The organism is Pseudomonas sp. LBUM1678, assembly GCF_059695575.1.
On sequence record NZ_CP166775.1, the window covers coordinates 3380826 to 3398952 of the forward strand.

Below are 18127 nucleotides of genomic sequence, written 5' to 3' on the forward strand. Positions count from 1 at the left end.
TCGATTCCAGCCATTCGCAACAGACAGCATTCGTCCAGAGTGCCTACCAAAGCCTATAAAATGCTTACGCGAAACACACTCCGGCGGGCGCCTCCAAAACCAACTTGAAAATACCTCCCCATTTCAGAGGAAACATCCCCATATACGGGCTTTTTTTACCCCAACCCTATATCGAAAGAGGCCCATAAAACTGGTTACACCGGCAGGACTTATATGCTCTTGAAGTTTGGCATAGAGCTTGCTGAACGTTAACTAACACATTAATCAAGAGAGTAAAGCTGCTTCAATCGGGTGAGCAACACTCTCAAAGCACATGCATTCAACAGGCGCATTAATAAGATGCCCTCGCCGCAGTCCGCCGCACATTAGTGCTATGCCATTCCAGGGAGATACCGTCATGCCCCATGAGTCGATAACTCTTACATTGGTACTCATTCTTTTCATTTTTACTATTGGGGTAGGCTGGAACATTATCGGCTTGTTTATCGATTAAGAATAAACGGTAAATACTTCGGATTGCCTTGATGTCCTCTATGGGGCGTTTGCTGCCCATCGCGGCAGGCAGCAATCGGCCACACACTGACTCTCACATTGATATTTTTTAATTAGCTGCATCCAGTTCGTCCTCCAGCGGGTAGTACAGGTAGTAGCCATAGCTGCTGAACTGATCATCTTTCTGGAGAGATTTACATGAACGCTAAACGATTCCTCGGCATTGTCAGTACTACGCTCGCTGCCACCTGCTTGTTGGTCACAGTGCCAGCGGTGTATGCGCAAACAGATCTGCCCGACAGCATCAAGGTCCCGGACGGTCATAAGGTCGCGTTGGAGACCGTGGGCGTGGGCGAAATCACGTATGAGTGTCGCGACAAGGCTAATGCTGCCGGCCAGACAGAATGGACTTTCGTCGGACCCAAAGCGGTACTGAATGATCGCAGCGGCAAGCAAGTCGGTACCTACTTCGGGCCGCCTGCCACCTGGCAAGCTAAAGACGGCTCTAAAATCACCGGGACGCAACTGGCGATTGCACCCTCCGGGACTGGTGATCTCCCTTTTCAGTTGGTCAAAGCTAATCCTGCGGAGGGCAAAGGCGCAATGAGCAATGTCAGTTATATCCAGCGGGTGGCCGTTAAAGGCGGCGTAGCGCCAATGATCGAATGCTCCGCCGCAAACAAAGGCAAACGTGAGGTAGTGAAATATCAGGCTGACTATATTTTCTGGGCAGCCAATTAAGCCAACGATCCAGGACAGGTCGTCAGTGCACAAAGTCGTCTACTCTGCTCCGATGCAACCCCAGCCGCAGGGCTGGGGTAATTACCACCTACTGGCGGCTGAAAACCTTGTCCCTACCTGAGCCCTGTTTTGACTATGAAGCCTGCTTGGCTGCTTGCGCCCGAGGCGAGCAGCAGGCATTACAGGACTTGTATGAGCAGGAAAGTGCTCGACTTCTGGGTGTTGCCAAGCGTATCGCTCGCAGTAACGCCTTGGCCGAAGACATCGTGCACGACGTCTTCATCAAGATATGGACCCGTGCCGGCAGCTTCGATCCGGCACGAGGCTCTGCCCGTGGCTGGATCTTCAGCGTGACGCGGCATCTGGCGCTCAACTTCATGCGTGATAACGCCCGGGAGGTACAGGTCAGCGAGCAAAGCGAAATGGCACTGCAAGCTTTAGCGTCCATGGAGACATCGTCAGAGAGTGTGGACACCTTCGATTATCGAGCCCGCTCAGGACGTATTTATGTGTGCCTTGAACAACTGGAGCCGGCGCGTCGCAACTGCATACTTCATGCGTATGTGGACGGCTATTCGCATTCAGAGATATCGCAGAAACTGGGCGCACCGCTGGGGACCGTCAAAGCCTGGATCAAACGCAGTCTGGTGGCATTGCGGGAGTGCATGGGATGACCATAAGCCCAGAGGATGACAGCCCCGACAACATTGACGAACTGGCGAGTGAGTACGTGTTAGGCACGTTGCCGGCCGAGCAACGCATCGAGATACAAAAGCGTCTCGCTAAGGAGACGGATTTGCGAGCTGCTGTAGATGCGTGGGAACAGCGTTTGCTTGCGTTGACCGAACTGGCTGAACCGCAACCCCCTACTCCACTTCTCTGGCGGCGAATCGAGCGCAGCTTGAATAGCAGTGACCGGCGAGCACCTCAAGTGAAGGCCGCTGTGAAGCCTGTCTCGTGGTGGAATCTTCTTCCTCTATGGCGCGGGCTCGCGGGGGCAGGTCTTTTCGCAACGCTGTTACTCGGAACAGTGCTTCTGACACGAACAGTACCGTTGAATCCGACCACCTATCTGGTAGTGCTGGTGGCTCCACAGAACCAAGCACCCGGCTGGGTCATTCAGGCAAGCGACCGAAAGGAAATCCAGCTGATTCCTTTAGGAGTAGCGCAAGTCCCAAACGACAAAGCACTTGAGTTCTGGACCAAAGCGGACGGCTGGCAAGCACCTGTGTCCCTTGGATTGGTCAAACCCGGGCAAACGCTTTCTGTCCCACTGGATAAATTACCGCCGCTGGAAGCCAACCAGCTCTTTGAATTGACTCTGGAGAACCCCAATGGATCTCAGACTGGCAAACCCACAGGACCGATTCAGTTCATTGGCCGGGCGGTTAAAGTGATCTGATCTCGGGCGTCTTAGAGGAAAAGGCCGCAGACGCGGCCTTGTTTGTCCTTCACATCTCTACCTGAGTCCCCAGCTCAATCACTCTATTCAGTGGCAATTTGAAGTACTTAAGGTTGCTATTAGCGTTCTTCAGCAAAAACGCGAAAAGACTTTCCCGCCAGCGCGCCATCCCAATGCGCTTGGTGGGGATCACTGTCTCCCGGCTGAGGAAATAGGTGGTGCGCATCGGACTGAAATCCAGTTCATTCAAGTGACACAGACTTAGCGCCATGGGTACGTCAGGCTCCTCCATAAAACCAAAGTGCAGACTGACCCGGAAAAACCCTTCGCCATAAGCTTCAACCTCAAACCGCTTGTCAGCAGTAACGCGAGGACTGTCTTCAGACACCACGGTGAGCAGCACGACTTGCTCATGCAAGACCTGGTTATGGAGCAAGTTGTGCAGCAACGCATGCGGTACAGCATCGGCCCTGGCCGTCAGGAAAACGGCTGTACCTTGCACACGATGAGGCGGCTGCGAGCGGATACTGCTGATAAACAAAGGCAGAGGAAGCGCGGTCTCGTCCAGCCGCTCGACGATGATTTTGCGCCCCCGCTTCCAAGTGGTCATCAAGATGAACAGGCCAATACCAGCGATCACGGGGAACGCACCACCCTGGAAAATTTTGGGCGCATTTGCGGCGAAGTACAGGCTGTCCACCAGAAGAAAGCCGAGCAGCATCGGGATTGCGAGCCAGCGCGGCGTTTTCCAAAGCAGCAGGACGACAGCTGAAGACAAAAGCGTGGTAATCAACATGGTGCCTGTCACCGCGACACCATAGGCAGCCGCCAAGGCACTGGATGATTCGAAACCGATCACCAGCAGTACGACTCCGACCATCAATGCCCAGTTAACCGTGCCGATGTAAATCTGCCCCTGTTCCTGGCTCGAGGTGTGCTGGATAAACATGCGAGGAACGTACCCTAGCTGGATTGCCTGGCGTGTCAGGGAGAAAGCACCAGAGATCACGGCTTGAGAAGCAATGATGGTGGCAAGCGTAGAGAGAGCAACCATCGGCAACAGTGCCCAACTCGGCGCGAGCAGATAGAACGGATTGCGCACAGCCTCCGGGCTCTCAAGGATCAACGCACCCTGGCCAAAATAATTGAGTACCAGCCCTGGCAACACCAGAATGAACCAGGCACGAGAAATGGGTTTGCGACCAAAGTGGCCCATGTCGGCATACAGTGCTTCAGCACCGGTCAACGCCAACACGACAGCACCCAAAATCGCCACGCCCATGCCCGGATGAACCACGAAGAACTGCACTGCCCAAACAGGGTTGAGGGCTTGCAGTACCTCGGGGCGCTGTAAAATCCCGTAGATCCCGAGCGCGCCTAACACCACAAACCACAGCACCATGACCGGGCCAAACAGAATCCCGATGCGAGCAGTGCCGTGTTTCTGTATCAGGAACAGCGCCACCAGCACGATCACCGACAGGGGTACAACCCAGTGCTCGATCCCGTCAAACGCCAGCTGTAGCCCCTCAACCGCAGAGAGCACCGAAATCGCCGGGGTGATCATGCTGTCCCCATAAAAAAGTGCGGCGCCGAACAAACCGAGCAACACCAGTACTTTGCTCATGTGCGGATAAGGTGCTGCTGCGCGGCGGGCCAACGCCGTCAACGCCATGATGCCGCCCTCACCCTGGTTATTGGCACGCAGGATGAACAGTACGTATTTGATCGAGACGACCCAGATCAGTGACCAAAAGATCAACGACAGAATACCCAGCACTCCGTCGTGATTCACCTGAACGCCGTAGTGGCCGGAAAATACTTCTTTCAGCGTGTAGAGGGGGCTGGTGCCGATGTCCCCGTAAACCACCCCGACAGCAGCGACGAGCAAGCCCACTCCTGAGGATTTGGATGGGGAGTCTTCGTTTACAACGGTCGCGGTCTCACTCAAGGGGCGCTTCTCTCAATTAGCGGGGAGTCACTGCAAGCCATCCTTGGGCAATACATTTTTTCCAGGGCCATCGGAAAAGCAAGGCACATGGACGATCTAAAAAATCGCGGCCAGTATCGTTGCGGGTTAAATCACCTACCGTAAAGAAAGCGTAAAAATTTTACGGCGATGACTGCCCGTTTTTTCGAACACTTAAACTTAGTTCGGTTTCGATTGTATTTTCAGTGTGGGAAGTGTTGACCCTATGCAGTCGCCTACGGGGCATCGAAGGACTTTATAGATCTCGGAAACCACCTGCATCGTTGCGTCTTCGATCGTTCCTTCATTACGGCATAAAACCCAGCCGTGATCTGCAATCGCTCGCTCGAACGCCTTGGTACAAGCGACATGTTCTTCCAGCTTATGGATCACAGTACTGCTCAGCCCACGCCCCCGTGCCGCTGCCCTCGCCCATGAAATATCAGGGTCGGTGACAACCCCGACATGCAGGTCTGGTACTCGCACGTTTCGATCAATGTTCAACTGCAGAATCTCTGCAAACGGGACTATCCGGCGAAACGCGGCCTCGGACGGGTACCAGCGATCGATCAAGATGATGCTGTCTGGTGGCTGTTTAGCCAGCACGTGCAGGGAAATCCAGGTACGGCTATCAGCAAAGCGTTCACAAACCCCCAACTCCAGATCCCGGGAGGGATTTCTGACGAGCTTGTTAACGAGGGCCATTGTTTCACCCCTGAAGGGATCGCTTTTTTTCTCGCAAAGTCGGATCACCTTTTTGTTGTCTGCCCTCAGTACTTTCGTAACGGCTTCCAACAGTGTGGTTTTGCCGGTTCCCTTGGGCCCATCTAGAGAAACAAACAGCGGACGATTCATTCTTCAAACAACGATTGATATACGGTTTTTTTTGCCCGGTTCGTTCGCTGGAATCGCCTGGCGCGACGACGCGAATCGAGTGGCGGGCCCTTATGAACAGACATTGACGAACACTCTAACCCGGTTTCTGGCCAATGGGTCTCAAAATTCAGGGTTACAACCGCGCGAGCCAGCACGACCGGCGAAGCGCTGGCATTGCCAGCGCCCATTTTTTCCCCGCCTGATTCATCCGATGCCCCCCGCCGTGGGGGGTCGTCAAGGGTATCGAACTTACTACTTTTGAGCGGCGCAGAAAGCGGTGGTCACCTATCGCTGTATCTGTATCGATGAATTGAACGCTCAAGTTGCGGCGCGCAGTGAGGGCAGTTACAGCCCCGACAATTGATACGAGTTCCTAGCGATTGTCATGCATTGCTCCACCCGCCTCGCCTACCCAACAACATCAAGAGAATAAAAAATGGCTAAGTATCCCGTCGTTGTCTATGGCGCCAGTGGCTACACCGGCATGCTGATTATGGATTGGCTGATCGATCAGAACATTGCGTTATCGCTGACCCAGGCATTCCGGGGCGCCAAGGTCGTTTGCAATACCGTTTGCCCCTTCGCCAAGTGGCTAGGCCGGGACCGCAGTCGATCAGGCAACGGGAGCTGCGCTTTGGCAGCGGTGCATTTCATTTAGGGAAGAGCAGTGTGTAGGCCACCCGAAAGCCCCAGCCATGGGCGCCATCTTCAGGACTTTCCGCCCAATAGCGCGGCCCCACCTGAAGACTCATGGGTTGCTTGCCTACCTTGAACAGTTGCGTCACGAACAGATTGATCGGTACGTTCCACTCCTTGGCCTCCCAGTCATAAGTGGATTCGGTGTTGATGCCAAAACTGGTGTAGGTCTTCGTGGTGTACACCAGAAACGGTTGCAGGTAAGTCTGGTTCACTTTTTCCTTGTCATCAGCCGGGCTGTTTTCCAGTGACCAGATGTGGTCGGCCAGAATGCCCGTTGTCCAGCCGTCGGCCTGCTTCAGCGCAACCGCTGTCGGCCCCAGCCCCCACTGCTCGTTGCTGAGCAACTTGTCGCTGCCGGTCGGCAACAGCAGTGCCGGCCCTACACCCCAGATCCAGCCATTTTCGGTGGGCTTTTTCGGTGAAAAGAAAAAGCTTTGGGACGTATCCCCTACCCCGCTTTTATCGGCGACACCACCCGGCGCCAATCCGTGTTGATCAATGATCGGAAGAATTGTGCGAGAGATCAGGTTCCAGTCCTCGTTGAGCGAGAAAGGTAAAACCGGCTGGATATTGGTGACGCTTTGAATGCCTTCGCCGGTGGGTCCCATTTTCTGGTTCCAGTTGTACTGGATCGGCAAGCTGTACAGCGCCGCAACCGGGTTCAGCGCCTGTTTGGCCAGCTCAGCCTGGCTGTCCGCGTAGCTGGAAACAGACACACCGAAGGCGATCAATAAGAGAACACACCGTTCAATGCGCTTGTTCATATCGAACTCCTGGAGTACGGCTCGCAGTACGCGGCCAGGTTGTATGAGGCACGAGGCGATCATTGCAACCTTATCTGTGCCGTTTTGCTCTTGAACATCGGCGATTCCTTTGTTCAATAACGCCAGGTCATGTTGGCCGACAGGGCTTGAATCCAGGCGTCATCGAACTCGCCTGACGTGTGATTGCCGGACAGGGCTTTGGTCTGGTCGACGGACATGTCACCCATCCACACCGTGACCCAACTGAAGTTGAAGTCGGTCTCTTTGTTAAGCGAGTAGGTAAGGCCGGCGGCGAAGCGCCAGGCGGCCCCCATGGGCACGGTCAACGTGCGATTGCCGTCAGAGACTGCCGAGGTGTCGTAGGCGATACCGAAGTCCCATAACAAATCAGGATTCATCTGGTATTGCGCGCCCAGGGCCAATTGATAAGTGTCTTTGTAATGCGCATCGATAGTGGTCGCCCGCGAGCCGGCGGCAGAGGTGTCTACGTCGATTTCGATGTCGCCGAATTTCGACCAGTCCTGCCAGTTGACCGAGGCCAGTAATGCCCATTGCGAGTGCAGTTGCTGGTACAGGCTGAGCGTTGCGGTTTGCGGTACGTTCAGATCGAGCCCGAGGTTGGTGCCGTCCAGTCGACTCACCAGCGGCGCATTGCTTTTCACATCCAGGCCGTCTTCAAAATCCAGGTCGACCTGACTGGTGTAAGCCAGGCCGACACGGGTGCCCGGTTGCGGCGCATAGATCACGCCGACGTTGGCGCCATACCCCCAGTCGTGGTCCTTGTACTTGTATTGTCCATCTGCACGGTCCGTAAGGCCCAGCGGTCGTTGATCGATCGCTGCCTCGGATTTCAGCATGCCGTACATCGCTTTGACACCGACACCCACTGACCACTGCTCATTGAAGCGATACGCCACACTGGGCACCAGTGACAAACCCGCGATGCTCGCGTTCTGCACGAAATAACGCCCGGACCAGTCGTTGTCGTAGTTTTCCGCGAGTCCGAAATCGCCATAGGAACCGAAGCCGACGGTCCACTGATCATCCAGTTGGTGGCTGATGAAAAAACTGGCGCCTGGTATGGGATCAAGCACATTGCCACTGCCGGTACCCGGGGTATTGGTTTCACCGTCCCGATGGAACGACAAATCACCGAACAGGATCTGCGCCCCGGCGGTCATTTGAGTGCCGCTCAGATAACTCAGGCCTGCGGGGTTGCTGGCGATGGTCGAAGGGCCCTGTGCCCTCGCCGCCGCACCGGCATTGGCCAACCCGGCGTTGTCAGTCGCGATTTCATACAACATTAGCCCGCCGGCAGAACCTCGTTCACTAACAGAAAACGTCAGCAATCCGAATACTGCAACAAGCAGTGCATTTTTATTCGACTGCATGACGCCCCTCTTTAATGATGTTTAATCACTATCGATCAGCTAACAGCGCAACCGGGCTCTATATGGCGAAGTGAAGTATTGCTGATGATTCGACATTGTCCATTGGTGCCCGGGCATAACTGTAATCAAGCTGCAAATCGGTTCTTTACCGGACAGATGGTCGCATCAGAAAGTGTAGAAGCGCTTTGCACCGCCCCATTCACGGGGGGTATGGTTCAGTCGGTTGAGCTGGAGCAATGGCAAATGTGCACCTATGCTTTGCTTGCTGGAAAAACTGATCAAGCAGACTGTGCTGCTCCGACAATGGTGCGCAACATTTGTGAAAGGTCATCCGAGCGAATCGATGTCAGTACCACTCAGTGATGACGAGAGCGCAGGAAGGATGGTTCAACGCGCCCTGAGGAATGTCACTGCGCCATTAGTTCCTGAGTTTGGGTAGTCAATACATTTGGCATCCTTCAAGGAGAACTCCATGACGCAAACTTTCAGACCACTTGCCGTATTGTCAGCCTTGGTTGCGCTGGCCTCGCCTGCGGCGCAGGCGGCAACCGCAATCCCACCCGGCATCACTACGCCGGATCGCATCGAAACCCGTGTCGGCACCCTGGAATTCAAGGACGGCGCGCCGACCGTAAAAACCAGCCGGGACGTCTACGACACACTGGCATTCGTTCGCGGCATTGACGCGTTCATGAACAGTTTCTCGGGGGCCTCGGCCTATGCGATTCGCGAGGGCTTCCACAGCATTGGGGCTGACGACAACTCGGTGATTATCTTCTCTGAGCTGATGGACTCCAACTCGCTCTTTCTTACCGCCAACGCCGACACCATTTATTCCCTCTCGGTCCTCGACCTGACGAAGGGCCCCTTGGTGGTCGAGGTGCCGCCGAAGTCGCTCGGCACGCTCAATGACATGTGGTTCGGCTGGATCATTGACCTGGGTACCCCCGGACCCGATCGGGGCGAAGGCGGCAAGTACCTGGTGGTGCCGCCGGACTACGAGGGGCCTCTCCCAGACAGTGGCTTCTTCGTAGGCCGATCGAAAACCAATCATGTGCTATACGCCGTTCGTGCATTTATGGAGAACAACGATCCCAAGCCCGCTGTAGATCTGATCAAGGACAAGCTGAAGATTTATCCCTACACACCCGGTGGTTACGGCACCAGCATTGCCACGGCACTCGCCGGTCAAATCAGGCTGGAGCCCAGCCCGCCAATACCGCCGACGAAGTTCATCGAGGGCACCGGCAAGTCCTTCAACACCATTCCTCCCAACGATTTCGCCTATTTCGAGACGCTCGACAAGCTTGTGCAGCTGGAACCGGCCACCTCGTTCGACCCCGAGCTCCTGGGCCAACTGGCAGCCATTGGCATCGTAAAGGGCAAGCCCTTTGCTCCGGACGAGCACATGAAGAAGATCCTCACCGACGCAGCGGCTGTGGGCAATGCGGCGGGACGATCACTGAACTTTCGTGCGGCCGAGTACCCCGGATGGGGCTACTACCCGAACTCGATGTGGGCCAGCATGCTGTGGCAAGGAGGTTTCGACTTTCAGACGCCGCCGCCCATGATCACCAAGGAAGGCTATTTCAAACCATTGCCGCCGACGGGCGCGCGGACGCTCGACTCCCGCACGGCCTTCTACTACGGCTACACCATGGATTCGCCGGGCATGATCATGCGACTGCCCAATGTGGGCTCGCAGTACCTCATGGGCTTCTCGGACGCGAAAATGAATCCCTTTGATGGCGGCAAGACCTACAAGGTGACCCTGCCGCCGAAGATTCCGGCGGGCAAATTCTGGTCGTTCACCGTCTACGACAACCAGACGCGCTCGATGCTCCAGACGCCGCAACGCTACCCGCGAGCGGGTAGCCAAACCTACCCTTCGCCGGCCGCCGTCGAGAACGCGGACGGGTCCACGACCATCTACTTCGGCCCTACGAAGCCCGCCGACGCCAAGGCTGGCAACTGGATTCAGACCATGCCTGACAAAGGCTGGTTTACGATCCTGCGCCTCTACAGCCCGCTTGAACCGTTTTTCACCAAAACATGGCGGCCGAGCGAACTCGAACAGGTTCAGTGAAGGGACCGCAGTGCTCTGCCAGGAAGCGCCCTGACGGCCTATCGCCAAGGTACAGCGTGCGCGCTAGCTCAGTACCCCGTCGCCTGCCGATACTGCCGCGGTGTAAACCCCGTCAATGCCTTGAACTGTCGAGTGAACGCACTGTGGTCGGTGTAGCCGCACTGCAGGGCGACTTCGGTGATGGGAATCTCGGTGTGCAGCAGACGGTGCGCGTGTTCGAGGCGAACCTTTTGAATCATCTGCCGCGGCGTCAGGTGGAACACGCGCTTGCAGTACCTTTCCAGTTGCGCGACTGAAATGCCGGCGATCCGCGTGAGCTCGCCCAAGGTGATGCGTCGATTGAAATGCGCGCGAATATGTTCATCTACCGCGGCCAGACGCTGATACGCCGGATGCGTATCACTGGCCGATTGCAGGTCGACCGAGATCCCTGCCAAACCAATGATTTCACCGCTGCGGTTATATAAGGGTCGTTTATGCGTCAGGCACCAACCGGGCTCTCGACTCCCATATAAGTGCAACTCCAGCTGGTCTTCCAGGACAAAGCCTTGCTCCAGCACACGGCGATCCTGTTCGGTATAGCCAGGCCCCAATTGCGCTGGGAAGACTTCGGCGCTGGTTTTTCCAAGCAGCGGTTGCAGCTGCTTCAATCCGCAGCGCTGCACCAGCGTGCTGTTGGCCATGACATAGCGCGCCTTGATGTCTTTGATAAAGATCGCGGCATTGGGGATGACATCCAGCATCGGCAACAGCAGTGCCACGCCCGCCAGTAATTCTTCGAGGGTGTCGGGACGATTCAGGTCGTTCCCCTGGCACAGGATCGCCATTGCGTTCTGCGTCATGAAGCTTGTTCTCCCACTCTCCGGACAGGCAAAAAAACCACCCTGCGCCCTCTCCTTCAGCGGCGGCATTGAGGCACGCGCAAGCAGATTGCCCCAAGGCTTTCGCCATGTCGAGTTGATAGCGACATAGCCAGATCAGCCATCCGAATTGTGCCGATTTCGTCATCCGCCCCCATGGAAAACATCAATCGCAATCGCCCTGACGCGTTCACTCTATCGCCATTGCATGCACACCTGCCTATCCAATAACTCACAAGAAGGCGACGCTATGTCAGGCAAAGGCAAGTTCAAAAAACAACTGTCGTTGATGGACCTTACATTCATCGGATTGGGCGCCATTTTCGGTTCCGGCTGGTTGTTCGCAGCCAGCCACGTTTCCGCAATTGCGGGGCCAGCCGGTATTTTTTCCTGGCTCCTGGGCGGCTTTGCGGTGCTGCTGCTGGGCATCGTTTACTGTGAATTGGGTGCGGCGCTGCCGCGTGCCGGTGGCGTGGTTCGTTATCCGGTGTACTCCCATGGCCCGTTGCTCGGCTACTTGATGGGTTTCATCACGCTGATCGCCTTCACCAGCCTTGTGGCGATCGAAGTGGTTGCCGCTCGCCAGTATGCCGCCGCCTGGTTTCCCGAACTGACGAAGGCCGGTTCCAGCGATCCGACGATCATTGGCTGGCTCCTGCAATTCGGCCTGCTCTGCCTGTTCTTCCTGCTCAACTACAGAAGCGTGAAGACCTTCGCCATGGCCAATAACCTGGTCAGCGTATTCAAGTTCATCGTCCCGCTGCTGGTGATCGGTGTTCTGTTCACCTTCTTCAAACCGGCAAACTTCCAGGCTCAGGGCTTCGCGCCATTCGGCCTTTCTGGCATCGAGATGGCGGTTTCCGCTGGCGGCGTCATCTTCGCTTACCTCGGGCTGACGCCGATCATCTCGGTGGCCAGCGAAGTGAAGAACCCGCAACGGACCATTCCAATTGCATTGATCCTGTCCGTGCTGCTTTCCACCTTGATCTATGTGCTGTTGCAGGTCGCCTTCCTCGGCGGCGTGCCTACCGAGATGCTGGCCAACGGCTGGGCCGGTGTTGCCAAGGAACTGGCCCTGCCTTACCGCGACATCGCCCTGGCACTGGGCGTGGGCTGGTTGGCCTACCTGGTGGTCGCCGACGCGGTGATCTCCCCCAGCGGTTGCGGCAACATCTACATGAACGCGACACCGCGAGTGATCTATGGCTGGGCGCGAACCGGCACCTTCTTCAAGGTGTTCACCCGCATCGACGAAAAATCCGGCATTCCGCGCCCGGCGCTGTGGCTGACCTTTGCCCTGTCGGTGTTCTGGACCCTGCCCTTCCCGTCCTGGGAAGCCCTGATCAATGTGGTTTCCGCCGCGCTGGTGTTGAGCTATGCCGTCGCTCCGGTATCCGTCGCCGCGCTGCGCCGCAATGCGCCGGATATGCCGCGCCCGTTCAGGGTCAAGTGGATGAGCGTCCTCGGTCCGCTGTCATTCATCATCGCGGCGCTGATCGTCTACTGGTCGGGATGGAGCACCGTGTCCTGGCTGCTCGGCCTGCAGATCCTGATGTTCGTGGTTTACCTGCTGTGTGGCCGTTTTGTGCCGACCCAGCATTTGAACCTGGGCCAACAAGTGCGCTCGTCCGCATGGCTGATCGGTTTCTATGCCGTGACCATCGTGCTCTCCAAACTCGGCAGCTTCGGTGGCCTGGGCGTGATCAGCCACCCGTTCGACACCCTGGTCGTGGCGATCTGTGCGATGGGTATCTATTGCTGGGGCGCGGCCACCGGTGTACCGGCGCACTTGGTCCGTCTGGAAGACGAGGACGATGAAAGCGAAGCCGATTTGACCCGCACCGGCACCACTACAGCCCAGCGCCCTGCACCTGCGCACTTCTAAAGGATAGGTCTATGAAACGGGTTCATGTCATTGACTCCCACACCGGTGGCGAACCGACTCGCCTGGTGATGAGCGGCTTCCCCCAACTGTCCGGCCAGACCATGGTCGAGAAGCGTGATGCCCTGCGCGATCAGCATGACCAATGGCGTCGGGCTTGCCTGCTTGAGCCCCGAGGCAACGATGTGCTGGTCGGCGCCCTGTATTGCGAGCCGGTCTCGCCGGATGCGACCTGCGGGGTGATTTTCTTCAACAACGCCGGCTACCTCGGTATGTGCGGTCACGGCACTATCGGCCTGGTCAACTCCTTGCATTACCTGGGGCACATCGCTCCCGGTATACACAAAATCGACACCCCCGTCGGACCGGTCAGCGCCACCCTGCATGGCGACGGTACGGTGACCCTGCGCAACGTGCCCGCCTACCGCTACGGTAAACAGGTGCCGGTGGAAGTCCCCGGGTACGGCCGCGTTTACGGCGATATCGCCTGGGGCGGCAACTGGTTTTTCCTGGTGTCCGACCACGGGCAGGCGTTGCAACTTGACAACGTCGAGGCCCTCACCGAGTACACCTGGGCGATGCTCAAAGCCCTGGAAGCCCAGGGCATTCATGGCGAAGACGGCGCACTCATCGATCATGTCGAGCTATTTGCCGACGACGACCAGGCCGACAGCCGCAACTTCGTCATGTGCCCGGGCAAAGCCTACGACCGCTCGCCCTGCGGCACCGGCACCAGCGCCAAGCTGGCGTGCCTGGCGGCCGATGGAAAACTGGCCGTCGGTGAGCCCTGGGTACAAGCGAGCATCACCGCCAGTCAGTTCATCGGCAGTTACGAATGGGAGGGCGAGCGCGTGCGCCCGTTCATAACCGGCCAGGCCTTCATGACGGCCGACAGCACGCTGCTGATCGACGAACAGGATCCCTTCGCGTGGGGCATTTGAGCGACCACGCGGCACTTCCCCTCAATACATTTGAATCAACGCTTCAAGGAGTTACAACAATGAGCGATAGCATCTTCACTGGCTGCATTCCTGCACTGATGACCCCATGCACCGCCGAGCGCAAACCCGACTTTGACGCGCTGGTGGCCAAAGGTCGCGAACTGATCGATATCGGCATGAGTGCGGTCGTGTATTGCGGCTCCATGGGTGACTGGCCGTTGCTCACCGAAGCCGAGCGCCAGGAAGGCGTGGCGCGTCTGGTCGCCGCCGGCGTTCCGACGATTGTCGGTACCGGCGCGGTCAACAGCCGTGAAGCGATTTCCCACGCGGCCCATGCGGCCAAAGTCGGCGCCCATGGCCTGATGGTGATCCCCCGCGTCCTCTCCCGAGGTGCCTCTCCCGCTGCGCAAAAAGCTCACTTCGCCGCAATCTTGAAGGCCGCGCCGGAGTTGCCATCGGTGATCTACAACAGCCCTTACTACGGCTTCGCCACCCGTGCGGACCTGTTCTTCGAACTGCGTCGCGAACACCCGAACCTGATCGGCTTCAAAGAGTTCGGCGGTGCTGCCGACCTGCGCTATGCCGCCGAGAACATCACGTCCAAAGACGATAACGTCACCCTGATGGTCGGTGTCGATACGCAAGTGGTCCATGGTTTCGTCAACTGCAACGCCACCGGCGCCATCACCGGCATCGGCAACGCGCTGCCCCGCGAAGTCCTGCAATTGGTGGCCCTGAGCAAGCAAGCCGCCAAAGGTGACGCCAAGGCTCGCCGCCTGGCCAGGGAGCTGGAATCCGCGCTGGCCGTGCTGTCGTCCTTCGATGAGGGCTGCGACCTGGTGCTCTATTACAAGCACCTGATGGTGCTCAACGGCGACAAGGAATACACCCTGCATTTCAACGAGACCGACGCGCTCAGCGATGCCCAACGTCGCTACGCCGAGAACCAGTACACGTTGTTCCGCCAGTGGTACAAAAACTGGTCCGCAGAACTGAACGTCGCTTGATCCCAGCTTGAACCCGCCCGCTGCGAAACCACAGCGGGCCACCCTCTTTTCCAGGAAAGCGCCATGACTCTGACAGGCCAGATGCTGATTGGTCAGCACGCCATCACCGGTACTCGCGAAGCGATCCGGGCGATCAATCCCGCCACCGACAAACCGCTCGAACCGGCCTATCCCGGTGGCACTGACGAGCATGTCGAACAAGCCTGCGCTCTGGCGTGTGCAGCCTTCGACAGCTATCGCGAAACATCACTGGCGGCACGCGCGCATTTTCTCGAAGCGATTGCCGATCAGATCGAAGCCCTTGGTGATGAGTTGATCGAGCGCGCTGTCGCCGAGACAGGCCTGCCGCGCCCACGCATTCAGGGTGAACGTGGCCGCACCTGCCAGCAACTGCGCACCTTCGCCCGTACCGTGCGGGCCGGCGAATGGCTGGATGTACGGGTCGACACGGCGCAACCGGAACGCCAACCCCTGCCGCGCCCGGACCTGCGTCAGCGCCAGGTGCCGCTGGGCCCAGTGGCCGTGTTCGGCGCCAGCAATTTTCCGCTGGCCTTTTCGGTCGCTGGCGGTGACACCGCTTCGGCATTGGCTGCCGGTTGTCCGGTGGTCGTCAAAGCCCATGGCGCTCACCCCGGCACGAGCGAACTGGTGGGCCGCGCGGTAGCCCGTGCCGTGGAAACCTGCGGCCTGCACCAAGGCGTGTTCTCGCTGCTGTTCGGTTCCGGCCGCGAAGTGGGTATCGCGCTGGTCACCGACCCGCGTATCAAGGCCGTGGGTTTCACTGGCTCGCGCAGTGGTGGCATCGCGTTGTGCAAGGCGGCCCAGGCACGTCCCGAGCCGATTCCGGTGTATGCGGAAATGAGCTCGATCAACCCGGTCTTGCTGTTCCCGGCGGCGCTGCAAGCACGCGCCGAAGCGTTGGCGCAGGGATTCGTCGCCTCCCTGACCCAGGGTGCCGGCCAGTTCTGCACCAACCCCGGCCTGGTGATTGCCCGTCAAGGCCCGGCCCTGGATCGTTTCATCAACGCGGCGGCGGACCTCGTCCAGCGCAGCCCGGCGCAGACCATGCTCACACCTGGCATCTTCAATGCCTATGAGGCTGGCGTCGGCTCGATGCTTGAGCGTGCCCCAGTGTCCGCCACCGGCCTCAAGGGTGAAACGCCGAACCAATGCGAGGCCCATCTGTTCGTCACCCAGGCACAGGATTTCCTCGCCGACGCCACGTTGCAGGCAGAAATGTTCGGTGCTGCATCGCTGATCGTGCAATGCGCCGACGACAACCAAATCCGTCAGGTCATCGAACACCTTGAAGGTCAGTTGACCGCCACCCTGCACCTGGATGACGCCGATCTGGATCGCGCCCGGGCGTTATTGCCGGCGCTGGAGCGTAAGGCCGGTCGTCTGCTGGTCAACGGCTGGCCCACCGGTGTCGAGGTGTGCGACGCCATGGTCCACGGCGGCCCCTTCCCGGCCACTTCCTACCCGCGCACGACCTCGGTCGGCACAGCTGCCATCCTGCGGTTCCTGCGCCCGGTCTGCTATCAGGACTTTCCGGACACCCTGTTGCCTGCCGCGCTCAAGCACAGCAATCCGCTGCAGCTGCGCCGCCTGCTCGATGGCCAGAGAGAAGCCCAGGAAAATGTCTGACTCCCCTGCGACACACAACCCGCACGACAACGCGGACATTGCCGTGGTTGGCGCCGGAATCATCGGCGTCGCCTGCGCCCTGCGGCTGGCACGCCAAGGTCTGCGGGTGGTGGTCATCGACCAGCAGGACCCTGGCCGGGGCGCCTCGTTTGGCAATGCCGGGCATCTGGCAACCGAGCAGGTGTTTCCTATCGCCGACCTGTCCATCCTCAAACGCCTGCCCGGCATGCTCATGGACCCGATGGGCCCGCTGCGTCTGGACTGGAAATACCTGCCGCGCGCCCTGCCCTGGTTCACGCGCCTGTTGCTGAACCTGCGCCCGGCCCCCTTCCAACGGACCGTGGCCGGCATCCGCGCGCTCAACGAAAGCAGCCTTGGCGCCTGGCACCGTCTGCTGGGGGACATTGCCCGCCCCGATCTGCTGCGCGAGGACGGCTCGTTGCTGGTGTTCGAACGCCCCGACTCGCACCCGGTGATCGAAGCGTTACAAGCACGGATGCGCCAGCAACACGTACCGGCCGACTACTGGCAGGCCAACGCCGTGCGCGAAGCGGCTCCGCAACTCAGCGAGCGGATTCAGGGCGGGCTGTTCTTTCCGCGCACCGGGCATTTTCTCGACCCCTACCGGGTGGTGGGCGAACTGGTGCATGCCGCCAAAGCCAGCGGCGTGCATTTCCTCAAACAACGGGTGTTGGGCGCAAACCTGCAGGAGCACGGCGTGTCGCTCATTACCGACCAGGGTCGTTTGACCGCTCGCCAGACCCTGATCGCCTGCGGCGCCCACTCCGCGAAGCTGACGGCAGCGCTGACCGGCAAGAAGGTCCCGCTGGATACCGAGCGCGGCTATCACCTGATGCTGCCCCATGAACACGGGCGGTTGCCTTTCGCCGTCACCTCACTGGAGCGCAAGTTCATCATGACCCCCATGACCGATGGACTGCGGTTGGCCGGCACCGTCGAATTCGCCGGCCTCGACCGCCCTCCGGCCATGGAACGCGCCTGGCAGTTGCACCGGCTGAGTGAAGGCCTGTTCAAGCGCGACTTGAATGCTGACGCGGCGACGCCCTGGATGGGTTTTCGCCCGTCCTTGCCGGATTCCCTGCCGATCATCGACCGGGTGTGCGACGGCAAGGTGCTGCTCGCCTTTGGGCACCAGCACCTGGGCCTGACGCAGGCAGCCGTCACTGCCGAACTCATCGCTCAACTGGTTTCGCCGGCGACCGTCCCCCATTCCTATGAATTACCGGCCATTGCGCCCTACAGACTGGATCGATTCTGAGAAACACCCGCCGCCGGGCGGGTGTGGCAAGTTTTGAGCACTGACTTACACTGCGTACACCCAATGCACACGAATGACTGTTCAACGGATC

At 58.4% G+C, this 18127-nt stretch carries 15 protein-coding genes; 10 read left to right on the forward strand and 5 right to left on the reverse strand.

Going from position 1 to position 18127, the window contains the following annotated elements:
* Positions 1–690: 690 nt before the first annotated feature.
* From ACA070_RS15375 to ACA070_RS15385, 3 genes are all read left to right on the forward strand, one after another.
* Entirely contained in the window at positions 691–1233 is a 543-nt protein-coding gene (locus tag ACA070_RS15375) for a DUF3455 domain-containing protein (RefSeq protein ID WP_497451868.1), read from the forward strand.
* 107 nt (positions 1234–1340) lie between these two features.
* Entirely contained in the window at positions 1341–1907 is a 567-nt protein-coding gene (locus ACA070_RS15380; RefSeq protein WP_497451869.1) for a sigma-70 family RNA polymerase sigma factor, read from the forward strand.
* The gene (locus tag ACA070_RS15385) at positions 1904–2635 is read left to right on the forward strand and encodes an anti-sigma factor (protein ID WP_497451870.1); all 732 of its coding nucleotides are present in this window, start codon (positions 1904–1906) and stop codon (positions 2633–2635) included. The genes ACA070_RS15380 and ACA070_RS15385 overlap by 4 nt, the downstream gene beginning before the upstream one ends.
* Before the next feature lie 49 nt (positions 2636–2684).
* Here the strand turns inward: ACA070_RS15385 and ACA070_RS15390 are convergent, their stop codons facing one another.
* Positions 2685–4586, reverse strand: coding sequence for a potassium transporter Kup (locus ACA070_RS15390; RefSeq protein ID WP_497451871.1), 1902 nt, complete (start codon positions 4584–4586; stop codon positions 2685–2687).
* A gap of 198 nt (positions 4587–4784) precedes the next feature.
* Positions 4785–5459: a dTMP kinase gene (locus ACA070_RS15395; RefSeq protein WP_497451872.1), complete on the reverse strand. Its 675-nt coding sequence runs from the start codon at positions 5457–5459 to the stop codon at positions 4785–4787.
* 457 nt (positions 5460–5916) lie between these two features.
* Between ACA070_RS15395 and ACA070_RS15400 the strand changes: the two genes are divergently transcribed.
* Positions 5917–6138 carry a hypothetical protein gene (locus tag ACA070_RS15400; protein WP_497451873.1) on the forward strand — a complete coding sequence of 74 codons (222 nt, stop codon included), beginning with the start codon at positions 5917–5919 and terminating at the stop codon, positions 6136–6138.
* On the opposite strand, the gene ACA070_RS15405 is transcribed toward ACA070_RS15400, so the two are convergent.
* Both ACA070_RS15405 and ACA070_RS15410 read right to left on the reverse strand, forming a co-directional pair.
* Positions 6131–6943 (reverse strand): transporter, encoded by an 813-nt coding sequence (locus tag ACA070_RS15405; RefSeq protein ID WP_497451874.1) that lies wholly within the window; start codon positions 6941–6943, stop codon positions 6131–6133. The genes ACA070_RS15400 and ACA070_RS15405 overlap by 8 nt on opposite strands.
* A gap of 113 nt (positions 6944–7056) precedes the next feature.
* Positions 7057–8334, reverse strand: a complete 1278-nt coding sequence (locus tag ACA070_RS15410) for an OmpP1/FadL family transporter (RefSeq protein ID WP_497451875.1) — start codon at positions 8332–8334, stop codon at positions 7057–7059.
* A 472-nt stretch (positions 8335–8806) separates the two neighbouring features.
* On the opposite strand from ACA070_RS15410, the gene ACA070_RS15415 reads away from it, so the two are divergent.
* On the forward strand, positions 8807–10420 hold the full coding sequence (locus tag ACA070_RS15415; RefSeq protein ID WP_497451876.1) for a DUF1254 domain-containing protein: 1614 nt from the start codon (positions 8807–8809) through the stop codon (positions 10418–10420).
* Between the two features lie 68 nt (positions 10421–10488).
* On the opposite strand, the gene ACA070_RS15420 is transcribed toward ACA070_RS15415, so the two are convergent.
* Positions 10489–11262 (reverse strand): PAS domain-containing protein, encoded by a 774-nt coding sequence (locus ACA070_RS15420; RefSeq protein ID WP_497451877.1) that lies wholly within the window; start codon positions 11260–11262, stop codon positions 10489–10491.
* A gap of 268 nt (positions 11263–11530) precedes the next feature.
* On the opposite strand from ACA070_RS15420, the gene ACA070_RS15425 reads away from it, so the two are divergent.
* The 5 genes from ACA070_RS15425 (at position 11531) to ACA070_RS15445 (ending at position 18036) form a co-directional block, all read left to right on the forward strand.
* Positions 11531–13165, forward strand: coding sequence for an APC family permease (locus tag ACA070_RS15425; RefSeq protein ID WP_497451878.1), 1635 nt, complete (start codon positions 11531–11533; stop codon positions 13163–13165).
* A gap of 11 nt (positions 13166–13176) precedes the next feature.
* Positions 13177–14103: a 4-hydroxyproline epimerase gene (locus ACA070_RS15430; protein ID WP_497451879.1), complete on the forward strand. Its 927-nt coding sequence runs from the start codon at positions 13177–13179 to the stop codon at positions 14101–14103.
* 59 nt (positions 14104–14162) lie between these two features.
* On the forward strand, positions 14163–15110 hold the full coding sequence (locus ACA070_RS15435; protein WP_497451880.1) for a dihydrodipicolinate synthase family protein: 948 nt from the start codon (positions 14163–14165) through the stop codon (positions 15108–15110).
* A 63-nt stretch (positions 15111–15173) separates the two neighbouring features.
* Complete coding sequence (locus ACA070_RS15440; protein WP_497451881.1) at positions 15174–16757, forward strand: aldehyde dehydrogenase (NADP(+)); 1584 nt, start codon at positions 15174–15176, stop codon at positions 16755–16757.
* Positions 16750–18036, forward strand: a complete 1287-nt coding sequence (locus ACA070_RS15445) for an NAD(P)/FAD-dependent oxidoreductase (RefSeq protein ID WP_497451882.1) — start codon at positions 16750–16752, stop codon at positions 18034–18036. The genes ACA070_RS15440 and ACA070_RS15445 overlap by 8 nt, the downstream gene beginning before the upstream one ends.
* The last annotated feature ends 91 nt before the right edge of the window (positions 18037–18127 follow it).

Bases quoted from the DNA above. Each gene is read 5' to 3' on its own strand.
- ACA070_RS15375 (WP_497451868.1), top strand. From the start codon at position 691: ATGAACGCTAAACGATTCCTCGGCATTGTCAGTACTACGCTCGCTGCC.
- ACA070_RS15385 (WP_497451870.1), top strand. From the start codon at position 1,904: ATGACCATAAGCCCAGAGGATGACAGCCCCGACAACATTGACGAACTG.
- ACA070_RS15395 (WP_497451872.1), bottom strand. From the start codon at position 5,459: ATGAATCGTCCGCTGTTTGTTTCTCTAGATGGGCCCAAGGGAACCGGC.
- ACA070_RS15400 (WP_497451873.1), top strand. From the start codon at position 5,917: ATGGCTAAGTATCCCGTCGTTGTCTATGGCGCCAGTGGCTACACCGGC.
- ACA070_RS15405 (WP_497451874.1), bottom strand. From the start codon at position 6,943: ATGAACAAGCGCATTGAACGGTGTGTTCTCTTATTGATCGCCTTCGGT.
- ACA070_RS15410 (WP_497451875.1), bottom strand. From the start codon at position 8,334: ATGCAGTCGAATAAAAATGCACTGCTTGTTGCAGTATTCGGATTGCTG.
- ACA070_RS15415 (WP_497451876.1), top strand. From the start codon at position 8,807: ATGACGCAAACTTTCAGACCACTTGCCGTATTGTCAGCCTTGGTTGCG.
- ACA070_RS15420 (WP_497451877.1), bottom strand. From the start codon at position 11,262: ATGACGCAGAACGCAATGGCGATCCTGTGCCAGGGGAACGACCTGAAT.
- ACA070_RS15425 (WP_497451878.1), top strand. From the start codon at position 11,531: ATGTCAGGCAAAGGCAAGTTCAAAAAACAACTGTCGTTGATGGACCTT.
- ACA070_RS15430 (WP_497451879.1), top strand. From the start codon at position 13,177: ATGAAACGGGTTCATGTCATTGACTCCCACACCGGTGGCGAACCGACT.
- ACA070_RS15435 (WP_497451880.1), top strand. From the start codon at position 14,163: ATGAGCGATAGCATCTTCACTGGCTGCATTCCTGCACTGATGACCCCA.
- ACA070_RS15440 (WP_497451881.1), top strand. From the start codon at position 15,174: ATGACTCTGACAGGCCAGATGCTGATTGGTCAGCACGCCATCACCGGT.
- ACA070_RS15445 (WP_497451882.1), top strand. From the start codon at position 16,750: ATGTCTGACTCCCCTGCGACACACAACCCGCACGACAACGCGGACATT.